Source organism: Stenotrophomonas sp. YJH_SMC_101-4 (genome assembly GCF_059370395.1).
The window spans coordinates 1,204,741-1,215,456 of record NZ_JCAFTP010000001.1; the positions used below are offsets into that span (position 1 = coordinate 1,204,741).

Genomic DNA, 10,716 nt, shown 5'->3' on the forward strand with positions numbered 1-10,716 from the left:
TGCCGGCCAGCGGCCGGCACTACCCGTGTTGCGCGAAGCGCATTGTAGAGTCGAGCCATGCTCGACTCATCGCGCCGTGCGCGAACAGCAGCCGAGCATGGCTCGGCTCTACATGGGAGCCAACACCTCACGCAACGCCGCGTAATCGGCGGCCAACGGTTCGGCGTGCGCCGGCCGCTGCAACAACGCATCCAATGCAGGCGGCACGGCCACGGGTTCGCCGATCAACGGTTCGACCACAGCCTCGAACTTGGCCGGATGGGCGGTAGCCACCACCGCCCAGTCACCCTTGGCACCACGCGCGCGCAGATCCTGCAGCACCTTCACCGCCGTCGCCGTGTGCGGGCAGAACAGTTCGCCGCGGCTCGCATACGCTGCGGCAATCGTGGCGCGGATGGTCACGTCGTCCACCGCGAACGCACGGAACGCAGCGCGCAGCTCGGCATCATCTCCGTGGTAAAGCCAGCGCAGGCGTTCGAAGTTGCTTGGCGCCCCTACGTCCATTGCATTGGCCACGGTGGCCACACTGGCCTGCGGCTGGTAGTCGCCGCCGCTGAAGTACGCTGGCAGTACCGCATTGGCATTGGTGGCCAGCACGATCTGTCCGATCGGCACACCCAGCGCACGCGCCAGCACCGCAGCCATTGCGTTGCCAAGGTTGCCGGTCGGCACCACCAGGTTGAGCCGGCGACGGGTTTCAGCATGATGGGTCAGTGCCGCATGCGCGTAATAACTCATCTGCGGCAGCAGGCGGCCCAGGCTGATGCTGTTGGCCGAGCTCAGCGGCACCTGTGCCTGTAGTTCGCGGTCAGCCAGCGCCTGCTTGACCATGGCCTGGCAGTCGTCGAAAGCACCGGCCACGCGCAGCGCCTGGATGTTGTCGCCGAAACAACCGAGCTGGTGCGCCTGGCGCGGTGACACGCGGCCATCCGGATACAGCACCACCACGCGCACGCCCGGCTGGCGATGGAACGCCGCCGCCACTGCAGCACCGGTATCGCCAGAGGTGGCGACAACAATGCTCAGGTCGCGGTCCTTGCCGGCCTGCAGCCGCGAAAGTGTTCCGGCCAGGAAACGCGCACCGATATCCTTGAACGCCGCCGTCGGCCCATGGAACAGCTCCAGCACATGGTCGCCGTCGCCGAGTGCACGCAGTGGCACCGGGAAGTCGAACGCCTCGCGGCAGATCGAAGGCAGCGCTGCCTCCAGAGCATCACCTGCGAAGAACGGTGCCAGCAGATCGGCGGCGGTATCGGCCAGCGTTGCGCCGGCCTGCAGCTCACGTGGCGCCGGCAGCACCTGCGGAACATACAGCCCACCATCGGGCGCCAATCCTGCAGCGATCGCCGCACTGAGGCCGACGGCCGGGGACTGGCCGCGGGTCGAAACAAATTGCATGGGTTGGGTATCCAGTAAAGGGGAAGGATTCAGCACAAGCGGGCTCCCGGTGCATCCAGCGGCGACACCCAGGCATCGCTGTCGAAACCGGCGGCGGCGAATGCCGCCTGCACCGGTGCGGCAGCGGCGCGGGCCTGGTCGGCGTCCTCGAACCAGGCGAACACGCTGGGGCCAGCGCCCGAAATGCCCGCGCCCATCGCATGCGCAGACAGCGCCGCATCGCGTGCGGCCTCGAAGCCCGCAATCAGGCCGGCGCGGCGAGGCTCCACCAGCACATCACGCAGGCCTGCGCGGACCAGCGCGGCGTCGCTGCGATGGCAGCCACTGAGTACCAGCGCAAGGTTCGCACTCTGTGCCACGAATTCGCCCAGCGCATAGCTGCCCTGCAGCGCCTGGCGTGCGCGGCGTGTTTCCAGTACCGCGTGCGGATGCACCAGCAGGCTGTGCCAGGTAGCCGGTACCGGAATCGGCAGCAGGCGGTCGGCCGTGCACAGTGCAAGCCCGCCCAGCAGCAATGGCCCCACGTTGTCACCGTGACGGCCACCACTGGCCACCGCCTCGCCATCCAGCGCAAATGGATACAGCGCCTCGCGCGTCAGCGGCGCATCCAGCAGTGCATTGGCGGCGACCAGCGCAGCGACGCACGACGCTGCCGAACCGCCCATGCCGGAGCCGAACGGAATGCCCTTGTCGATCTCCACCGCGAATCCGAAGTCCAGGGCCAGCCCTGCGCGAAGCGACATCAGCGCAGCACCTGCGGTGTTTCCAGCCGCATCCAGTGGCAGCTCAACCGCACTGCCACGTATCGCATCGATGCGCACCACCGGTTCATCGATGCGGCGCACGCTCACGATATCGCCAACGCCGGCGATGGCATGACCAAGAATGTCGAAACCCACCGCCACGTTGGCCACCGAGGCAGGCGCGAACGCACGTGCGATCACAAGCGCGCTCCTTCGCCGGCGGCCACCCGCAGCAGGTCGGCGAACACACCGGCCGCTGTGACTTCCGGACCGGCCCCCGGCCCCTGTACCACCAACGGATTGTCGCAGTAACGGCGGGTACGGAACTGCACCACGTTGTCGGTCAGCCGCAGGTTGGCGAAGGCGTGATCGGCGGGCAGTTCCTGCAGGCCCACCGAGGCGCCGCCGGCACCCAGCTGCGCCACGTAGCGCAGCACCGCGCCACGCGCCCGCGCGTCCTGCAGGCGCTGAAGCAGGCTGGCATCGGACTCGCCCAGCCGCGCCATGAAGTCATCCACGCTGCCCTCGCGCAGCAGCGCCGGCACCAGGCTTTCCACCTGTACCTGTTCCAGGCTGAGTGCGTGGCCGGCTTCGCGCGCCAGGATCACCAGCTTGCGCGCCACGTCCACGCCGGACAGGTCATCGCGCGGGTCCGGCTCGGTGTAGCCCATCGACCGCGCCTGCGCGACCAGCTGCGAGAACGGCTGGCTGCCATCGAAGCGGTTGAACAGCCAGGCCAGCGTGCCGGAGAAGATGCCCTCGATCGCCAGCACTTCATCACCGGTATCAACCAGATCACGCAGCGTGGTGATCACCGGCAGGCCTGCACCCACCGTAGCCTCGTAGCGGAAGCGCGCGCCACTTGCCGCCGCCGCGGCGCGGATGCGCTGGTAGCGCGGCAGCGGCCCGGCCCCGGCCTGCTTGTTCGGGGTGACCACATGGATGCCGGCCGCCAGCCAGCCCTCGTAGCGCTCGGCCACCTCGGCGCTGCCGCTGCAGTCGATCACCACCGCATGCGGCAGGTGCGCGGCCAGCAGGTGTTCGGTGAAGCGATCCAGATCGCTGGACTCGCCTGCGTCCTGCAATGCCTCCCGCCAGTCGGCGTGCAGACCATCCACTTCCAGGCGCATGCGCGAACGCGAGGCCAGCGCGCGCAGGCGCAGATCCACATTGGCCTTGGCCAGCAGCTGCGGACGGGCCGCCAGCAGCTGGTCCAGCAGCGCGGCACCTACATTGCCCGGCCCGATCACACCGACCGCAAACGTCTGCGGCGACAGCCAGAAGCCTGCATGCGCCGCGCGCAGCGCACGGGTGGCATCGGCACTGTCCACCGCCACCGAGATGTTGCGTTCGGACGAGCCCTGTGCGATCGCAAGGATGTTCACCTGCGCACGCCCCAGTGCCTCGAACAGGCGTGCGGCCACACCGGGCTGACCGGCCATGCCGTCACCGACCGCCGCCAGGACACTGACGCCCTCACTGACCTGCACGCGCTGCACCTGACCGACCGACAATTCGTGCGCGAACGCGTGCAGCAGCGCCTCGCGGCCACGCGCTGCTTCAGCAGCACGCACCACGCAGCAGATCGAATGCTCCGACGAACCCTGCGAGATCATCACCACCGACACCTGTGCCTGGCGCAGGGCCGCGAACACGCGCTCGGCCGTACCGGGTACACCGATCAGGCCGGTGCCTTCCAGGTTCAGCAGGGCCAGCCCGGGGCTCAGGGTCAGGCCCTTCACTGGCCCGCGCGGCGAGCGCTCGGCACTGATGCGCGTACCCGGATGTGCCGGCTGGAACGTGTTGCGGATGAAGATCGGCAGGCCCAGGCGGATCGCCGGCGACATCGTCTGCGGATGCACCACCTTGGCACCGAAGTAGGCCAGTTCGCAGGCTTCGTCGTAGCTCAGCGATTCCAGCTGCACGGCTTCAGGCACCAGCCGTGGGTCGGCCGACAGCACGCCGTCAACATCGGTCCAGATGTGCAGTTCATCGGCGTTGAACAGCGCGGCGAAGATCGCGCCGGAGTAATCGCTGCCGTTGCGGCCGAGGGTGGTGATACGGTCATCGCGATCACGCGCGACGAATCCGGTGGCAACCAGGCGCGATTGCGGGTGCTGCAGACGCCACTTGGCCAGGCGGTCGGCACTGGCTTCCCAGTCGACATCCACGCCCAGTTCACCGTGCCCGACCACCAGCACATCACGCGCATCGAGCACCGCACACTCTTCGCCCAACGCCCGCAGGTGGGTGCCAAGCAGCTGCGCGGAGAACACTTCGCCCAGGCCCTGCACGCGGTCAAGGACCTCGCGCGGCAGTTCACCGATCACCGCCAGCGCGGCCAGCACTTCGGCCAGCTGATCAAAGCGGGCGTCGATCCATTCGACCGTCTCGCCCACCTGCTCGCCCAACAGCGCCACGGCAGCGCCGCGATGGCGCGCGCGCAGCGCATGCCAGGCTTCACGCCAGCTTTCATCACCCTTGGCCGCCAGTTGGGCCAGCTCGATCAGCGCGTCGGTCACGCCCTTCATCGCCGAGACGACAGTGACCTGCAGCGATTCGGGACGGGCCAGCAGCAGGCCGGCAACATGGCGGTAACGTTCGGCATCGGCCACCGAGGTGCCGCCGAACTTGTGCACGACAGTGGACGGCGCAGCCAGATCGGCCGGGGCAACGGGATGGGCGGGGGCGTGGGAAGACATGCAGACCTCGGCAGGAGGCCCCGTCGCATGCAGGTGTCGAGTTTCCCCGCCACCTGTATGGTGCGGGGCCGTGGTTTTCGGGAGTTACACGAAGACGACGGGCCGCACCAGGGCAGTGGTGACGGTGGTGGTGGTAATGGTGGTGGTGGCGACCGGCGCAGTCGAACGGCCCGCAGTAGCGGGGGCGATCAGGCTGGCGTGGGCGGCATCAAGAACCATGACGCACAGAAAACACTGTGCGCCGGGCGGCTGTCAAGTGCTGCGATGCAAAAATCCGCTGCGGCGATCATCGGCCAACGTGCCGACATTTGGTTGCAACTGAGACCAAGCCGGCATCAGCACCCATGACTTCCGCATTCAGCCGGCATGTTCGGCGATCGCCCGCGGTGTGCGGTGGGCATGCGCACACAGCATCACGCCGGCTACCAGGAACACGATTGCCAGCGCCTCCAGCAGCGTCGGCCAGCGCTGCTGCCAGGCGAAGGCATACAGCAGCGCGAACAAAGTCTCGAACACGATCATCTGGCCAGTCAGGGTCAGCGGCAACAGGCGGCTGGCGCGGTTCCAGAATGCGTTGCCGAGGATCGAGGCCACCACTGCCACACCGGCGCTGATCGCCCAGAAACCACTCCACTGCGCCGCCGAATGGCTGCCGGTGTGGCCGATGAAGGCCATCGGCACCAGCAGCAGGGCCAGGCCGCCAGTCGTCACGCCGGTCAGCAGCGACCAGTCATGGCTGGACAGGTCCGGTCGGCGCGCCAGCCAGCGGCTGTTACCGATCGAGTACAACGCCCACGAGAACAGCGCGCCGAACGCGCACAGCAGGCCGATCAGGCGCTGCCGCCACGGGGTTGCCAGGTGCTCGGACATCAGCGCTTCCCAGCCAACCAGTCCCACGCCGAGCACGCACAGGCCCAGCGCCGGCAGCAGCTGCCTCAGCGGCACCGCCCCCTGCTCGCGCACGCCAACCAGGGTGACCACCACCGGAATCAGGCCGACAATCAAGGACGCCGCCGCGCCACCGGCCCACTGCACCGCCGTGGCCAGCAACAGGAAATACACCAGGTTCCCGGCCAGGCTCAGCCACAGCAGGCCGATCCATTCGGCGCGGCCCAGCCGCGGCGCCAGCCGCTTCCATCGCGGCAGCAGCAGGGCTACGGCGATCAGGCCGTAGACCAGATAGCGACCGGCCGACAGTTGCAGGGCGTTGAACGACTGCAGCACGGCGGGCGCGAGGAAAACCACGCCCCACAGTGCGCCGGCGGCAACGCCATTGGCGATGCCCAGGGCCATCGGGTTGTTGCGCATTCGGGTTCTTCGGGGGAGAGAACGGGCCGCGCAGTGTAAGCGCTGGCCGCTGGGCGCTCTTGACCGAGGCTACTGCATTGTCACCTCTGTAGAGCCGAGCCCATGCTCGGCTGCGATTCGCCCTTGTGCAGATAAGGGCAGCCGAGCGTGGGCTCGGCTCTACAGATCAGCCGGCGCTCCTGCGCCACGCGGCCGGGGTCTGGCCACACTCGCGGCGCAGCGCACGGGTCAGTGCGCTCTGCTCGGAATAGCCTGCGGCCAGCGCGATATCGCTGATCGGCGCCGTGCTGGTGCGCAACCGATGCTTGGCCCAGCGCAACCGGCACGCACTGAGCCAGGCTTGCGGGCTGAGCCCGAACTCCTGCTGGAACAGCGCGTGCAACCGGCTCTCGCTGACCCCGACGAACGCAGCCATGCGCGCCACCGGCCACGCCTGCCCGGGATCGGCCTGCACCGCCGCACACAGGCCCTGCATGCGCGCGCCACTGCCAGCAGGTGCAAATACCTGCAGCAACTGCGGCAGCAGCGGCGGCATCGGCTGCCCTGCCTGCACCTCGGCCAGGCGCCGACGCAATGCCAGCGGCAGATGCAGCCAGCGCTGCCGGCACAGATGCTCCTGCGTGCCGTCATCGAGCACGCCCGGAGGACAGTCAACGATCACGAACCCATTGGGACCGTCAGCCATCTGGTCATGCGCTTCGCCGGCAGCAACGAAAGCTCCCTGCAGCAGGTCCAGCCGACCGCCGCGCCCCTCCATCTCGAACTGCAGCTCACCCTGCAGCGGCAGCACCCACTGCGCGTAGTCATGGCGGTCCAGGCCAGTGGCCTGCCCGTAGTGCCGCAGATGGAAGATGGCGCCCATCCGTGCAGTGTGCGCGTGTAACAACGGCCGTGCAAACCGCTGCTATAGTCGATCCGTCATCCAACGCAGGGAGTGCAGGACATGACCCATCAGCAGGTGTCCCTGGTGCTCGCCACCAGCCTCGGCCTGATGCTCGCAGCTTCGGCCTCCGCACAGGAGCGTACGCCACCGGCTCCGCACTGCATGGACGCTGTCGGCGTACAGGAAGTGGAGCAGGCTTCACCGCGCTCGCTCGCACTGCGCGCCGCCTCCGGCCAGGCCTATCGGATTGACTTCAACGAAGATTGTCCCGGCGTCCGCGCTGCCACCTCGTTGAAGCTGGAAGCCCCCGCCGGCTGGGCCTGCGGCCGCCCCAGCGAACGCGTCGTGGTCGACGGCCGCCGATGCGCCATCAGCGCGGTCACCCCGTTGCAGGATCGAGACTACGCCAGCGTCGCCCGCGACAGCGACCGACTGCGCACGGCCACCCTGCCCGCCGTGACCATCCGCGAACGCAAGGAGGTACGCCGCAGCTTCGGCGGCTCACCGTCCTACTGCTTTGCCACGCGCAACGTGCGCGCTTGGTCCTCCGACCCGCAGGGCATGCTGGTGGAGACCAATCCGCGCCGCAATGGTGGCCATCGCTACTACCGGGTCGAACTCGGCAGCCACTGCCGCCAGCTCGACCGCGCGCCGCAGCTGAGCTTCCACTCGGGCCTGCAGAATGGCTTGATCTGCGGCAATCCTGGCGATCGGATCATGGCTGCCGAGTTCGAGACAGACGATCTGCGCAGTGAGAGCATCGCCCCGCTGCCGCAGTACACCCGCGGCAGCTGCGCGATCCAGGCGGTCTACCCGGCCTCCAGCCAGGCGTCGAACTAACCGTCGACGCCGAGGAAGGTGAACGGTGCGCTGGGCACGAAGTGACCCAGTGCATCGCCAGCGAAGGTGTTGCGCTGGTCCGGGCCGAGATCGAGCTTGAGCACCTTGCCGCCGAAATCGACCTTGTTCAGATCGACCCAGAAGGTGTTCGGGGTCAGCGCCGATTCGAAGAAGTACAGCCGCCGCTTGTGGTCAGCCACGGTGCGCCAGCGTGTGGATGAGATGTTCGGCTCGCCCGGCGTGGTGATGCCGTACGGCACCGAGGTGTTGCGGATCACGCTGAACACACTGGCCAGCGCCACCACCGGATCCTCGGCCTTGGGAATGGCGTTGATGTAGAACGAGGCGCGCGCGAAGCGGTCAGCGGAGCGGTTGGTACCCGGCAGCATCACCGTGCCGCCGATCTGCTGCCAGTAACTGTTGAGGGCCAGCTGCTGCTCGAAGATCGGCGAGTTGGTCATCACCTGATAGCGCCGGTCATGGTGGATCACCTGGCGACCGCCGATGTACTCGACGATGGCGCTGTCGCCGCTGGCATCTGACAGCGACAGGTGCAGCGTCGCCTGTCGATCTTCGCCGGGCACCCTGTCGGTGACGATCGCGTACGGCTCGCGTTTCAACGCGGTGACCGCCTCTTCCACGGTGGCGAAGTTGTCCAGCACATACTGCGCCCACAGCGAGATGGCCAGGCCCGGCTTGTTGCCTCGCTGCTGCGGATACTCCGACTCGACCAGCCACAGCAGGTTGGCCACCAGGCCCTTTTCGTTCATGCCATCGGTGGTCGACACGTCGTAGCCGGTGGCCACCACCGAACCGTAGCGCGCGGTCCAGGCCAATGACTTCGGGCCGGCCTGACCGGTGCGGGCAATGCCGCGCGGCAGTATGTAGAGGTTGGTCGCCACATCGACCTTCCAGTCCATCGAGCGCGCGGTGATCACATCGCCGTTGTCGCCCAGGTACACCGCACGCGTGCAGGCCAGCGCTGGTGCTGCTGCGGCGGCCAATGCGACCGCAAGCAGTGCCTTTTCCTTCCACTTCATCCGTGCCATGTCGTTGCGCTCCTTTCCCCGTGATCCATGGATATGACCCCATGCAGGGTGACACAGCGGTGAAGCCTCAGCGGACTGCGCGATCGTGCAGCCAGAAACCTGCAAGCATCGCCGGCACGAACCACAGCGCCTCGCGCGATCCCACCGCCAGCCCGGCGATGGCAGGGCCCGGGCAATAGCCTGCCCAGCCCCAGCCGATGCCGAACAACGCCGCGCCCAGCACCAGGCGCAGATCGACACCGCGCGCAGCGGGCAACTGGAAGCGCGTTGCGCAGGACGGACGCGCGCGCCGCAGCACCCAGCGGTGGCCACCCGCGCTGACCAGCAGCGCAGAGGCCAGCACCCAGGCCAAGGTGGGATCGAAATCGCCGGCGATGTCGAGGAAACCGAGGATGCGGCGCGGATCGGTCATGCCGGCCAACGCCAGGCCTGCGCCGAAAAGCGCGCCTGCCGCACCGGCGGCCACCATCGCGCGGCTCATGCCAAGCCTCCGCCGTGACGGATCAGGAACGTGGTCAGCATCGCGCAGGCCATGAACACCAGCACCGCCAGCAGCGACCGCTTTGAGCCGCGGGCCAGGCCGCAGACCCCGTGACCACTGGTGCAGCCATTGCCCAACCGCGTACCGAAGCCGACCAGCAGGCCGGCACCGACCAGCTGCCACGCCGGCAAGGCATCACGCAGCAGGGCGCGGGGCGCTTGCCCTGGCGCGGCCTGCCACCACATCACCAACCCTGCAGCAGCCAGCAGGCCGAGCAGGAACGCCCAACGCCAACCTCGCTCACCTGGCGCGGCACGCACACTGCCAGCAGCGATGCCACTGATGCCGGCCACCCGGCCCGTGGTTGCCAGCAGCACCACCGCCGCCGCACCGATCAACGCGCCCCCCGCCACCGCGGCCCACGGCAGGGTCATGACCTGCCTCCGCCCATACCGTACATTCGCTTGCCTTTTTATTTAGATTTTTCTAAATTAGCTTTTTCTAAATCCACAGGTCAACCATGGCCCGCCCCCCGCTCGACAGCGCCGCCATGGCCGAGCACGCCTCGCAGGCTGCAGCCCTGCTCAAGAGCCTGGCCCATCCTGCGCGGCTGCGTGTGTTATGCCGCCTGGTCGAAGGTGAGGCGCCGGTGCCGGAACTGCAGGCACTGACCGGACTCAGCGCATCAGCGCTGTCACAGCATCTGGCGGTGCTGCGCGAACTGGACATCGTCGCGACCCGGCGCGAAGCGCAGGCGATCCACTACCGCGTGATTGAAGGGCCCGCACTGGGCGTGCTGCAGGCGCTGCATGCCGCCTACTGCGGCGGCACCTCGCGTTGACGCTCAGCCGGCGTGCAGGACTGGCTGCACGACGTTGTCGAGCAGATCCACCGGCGTCGGCGCGGAATGATCGCCCTGGAGGGCACGGGTAAAACCCGACCAGTCGCTGGATGACAGCTGGCGCAGCAGCGCCTCTTCCACCGGCAACGCGCGCATCGACCAGTACGGAAACTGGCGCTGGCCGAGGCGGCCGCGCGCCAGCTCGATGATGTCGACATGGCTGCCGGCCTGCAGGATGCGCTCATAGACCGAATCGATACCGTCCGGCGGCCCCTCGATGTACTGCAGGAATCGCCCGCCGTCATGCAGCAGCACACCGGTCACGCCCGCCATCTTGTTGAAGCGGGCTGCATCGTCGACCAGCGCCCGCAACCGTTCAGCGGAAAGATCCGGCAGCGCCTGGCTGACATAGGCGATGGCACGCAGTGGCATGGTGCTTCCTTGACAAGATGTACACCCACGGTAGCAGTT

11 protein-coding genes are annotated in these 10,716 nt (G+C 67.8%); 2 read left to right on the forward strand and 9 right to left on the reverse strand.

Features of this window, described 5'->3' with window-relative positions; translation table 11 throughout:
• Positions 1–108: 108 nt before the first annotated feature.
• The 5 genes from thrC to AC5P8D_RS05505 all read right to left on the reverse strand — a co-directional run bounded on the left by thrC (position 109) and on the right by AC5P8D_RS05505 (position 7,013).
• Positions 109–1,398, reverse strand: coding sequence for a threonine synthase (thrC, locus tag AC5P8D_RS05485; protein ID WP_049483277.1), 1,290 nt, complete (start codon positions 1,396–1,398; stop codon positions 109–111).
• A 29-nt stretch (positions 1,399–1,427) separates the two neighbouring features.
• Positions 1,428–2,342, reverse strand: a complete 915-nt coding sequence (locus AC5P8D_RS05490; protein ID WP_049483275.1) for a homoserine kinase — start codon at positions 2,340–2,342, stop codon at positions 1,428–1,430.
• The gene (gene thrA, locus AC5P8D_RS05495) at positions 2,339–4,843 is read right to left on the reverse strand and encodes a bifunctional aspartate kinase/homoserine dehydrogenase I (protein ID WP_099560676.1); all 2,505 of its coding nucleotides are present in this window, start codon (positions 4,841–4,843) and stop codon (positions 2,339–2,341) included. Before thrA ends, AC5P8D_RS05490 begins: the two co-directional genes overlap by 4 nt.
• A gap of 357 nt (positions 4,844–5,200) precedes the next feature.
• Positions 5,201–6,151 carry a DMT family transporter gene (locus AC5P8D_RS05500; protein ID WP_049483272.1) on the reverse strand — a complete coding sequence of 317 codons (951 nt, stop codon included), beginning with the start codon at positions 6,149–6,151 and terminating at the stop codon, positions 5,201–5,203.
• Between the two features lie 166 nt (positions 6,152–6,317).
• Entirely contained in the window at positions 6,318–7,013 is a 696-nt protein-coding gene (locus AC5P8D_RS05505; protein WP_049483269.1) for a helix-turn-helix transcriptional regulator, read from the reverse strand.
• An 81-nt stretch (positions 7,014–7,094) separates the two neighbouring features.
• On the opposite strand from AC5P8D_RS05505, the gene AC5P8D_RS05510 reads away from it, so the two are divergent.
• On the forward strand, positions 7,095–7,874 hold the full coding sequence (locus tag AC5P8D_RS05510; protein WP_049483267.1) for a DUF6491 family protein: 780 nt from the start codon (positions 7,095–7,097) through the stop codon (positions 7,872–7,874).
• Here AC5P8D_RS05510 and AC5P8D_RS05515 read toward each other — a convergent pair.
• The 3 genes from AC5P8D_RS05515 to AC5P8D_RS05525 form a co-directional block, all read right to left on the reverse strand.
• Entirely contained in the window at positions 7,871–8,923 is a 1,053-nt protein-coding gene (locus AC5P8D_RS05515) for a linear amide C-N hydrolase (protein ID WP_495203150.1), read from the reverse strand. The two genes, AC5P8D_RS05510 and AC5P8D_RS05515, sit on opposite strands and share 4 nt — an antisense overlap.
• A gap of 67 nt (positions 8,924–8,990) precedes the next feature.
• Entirely contained in the window at positions 8,991–9,404 is a 414-nt protein-coding gene (locus AC5P8D_RS05520) for a DUF6691 family protein (protein WP_049453142.1), read from the reverse strand.
• Positions 9,401–9,838: a YeeE/YedE family protein gene (locus tag AC5P8D_RS05525; protein WP_049483264.1), complete on the reverse strand. Its 438-nt coding sequence runs from the start codon at positions 9,836–9,838 to the stop codon at positions 9,401–9,403. Before AC5P8D_RS05525 ends, AC5P8D_RS05520 begins: the two co-directional genes overlap by 4 nt.
• 86 nt (positions 9,839–9,924) lie before the next feature.
• Here AC5P8D_RS05525 and AC5P8D_RS05530 point away from each other — a divergent pair, with 86 nt between their 5' ends.
• Complete coding sequence (locus AC5P8D_RS05530) at positions 9,925–10,245, forward strand: ArsR/SmtB family transcription factor (protein WP_019338489.1); 321 nt, start codon at positions 9,925–9,927, stop codon at positions 10,243–10,245.
• A gap of 3 nt (positions 10,246–10,248) precedes the next feature.
• Here AC5P8D_RS05530 and AC5P8D_RS05535 read toward each other — a convergent pair whose 3' ends face one another.
• Complete coding sequence (locus tag AC5P8D_RS05535) at positions 10,249–10,677, reverse strand: BLUF domain-containing protein (RefSeq protein ID WP_495203151.1); 429 nt, start codon at positions 10,675–10,677, stop codon at positions 10,249–10,251.
• Between the last annotated feature and the right edge of the window lie 39 nt (positions 10,678–10,716).

What these genes read in the sequence shown, in the direction of transcription:
- AC5P8D_RS05530 (WP_019338489.1), top strand. Translation starts at nt 9,925, where the DNA reads ATGGCCCGCCCCCCGCTCGACAGCGCCGCCATGGCCGAGCACGCCTCG.
- AC5P8D_RS05535 (WP_495203151.1), bottom strand. Translation starts at nt 10,677, where the DNA reads ATGCCACTGCGTGCCATCGCCTATGTCAGCCAGGCGCTGCCGGATCTT.
- thrC (WP_049483277.1), bottom strand. Translation starts at nt 1,398, where the DNA reads ATGCAATTTGTTTCGACCCGCGGCCAGTCCCCGGCCGTCGGCCTCAGT.
- AC5P8D_RS05510 (WP_049483267.1), top strand. Translation starts at nt 7,095, where the DNA reads ATGACCCATCAGCAGGTGTCCCTGGTGCTCGCCACCAGCCTCGGCCTG.
- AC5P8D_RS05515 (WP_495203150.1), bottom strand. Translation starts at nt 8,923, where the DNA reads ATGGCACGGATGAAGTGGAAGGAAAAGGCACTGCTTGCGGTCGCATTG.
- thrA (WP_099560676.1), bottom strand. Translation starts at nt 4,843, where the DNA reads ATGTCTTCCCACGCCCCCGCCCATCCCGTTGCCCCGGCCGATCTGGCT.
- AC5P8D_RS05520 (WP_049453142.1), bottom strand. Translation starts at nt 9,404, where the DNA reads ATGAGCCGCGCGATGGTGGCCGCCGGTGCGGCAGGCGCGCTTTTCGGC.
- AC5P8D_RS05500 (WP_049483272.1), bottom strand. Translation starts at nt 6,151, where the DNA reads ATGCGCAACAACCCGATGGCCCTGGGCATCGCCAATGGCGTTGCCGCC.
- AC5P8D_RS05505 (WP_049483269.1), bottom strand. Translation starts at nt 7,013, where the DNA reads ATGGGCGCCATCTTCCATCTGCGGCACTACGGGCAGGCCACTGGCCTG.
- AC5P8D_RS05525 (WP_049483264.1), bottom strand. Translation starts at nt 9,838, where the DNA reads ATGACCCTGCCGTGGGCCGCGGTGGCGGGGGGCGCGTTGATCGGTGCG.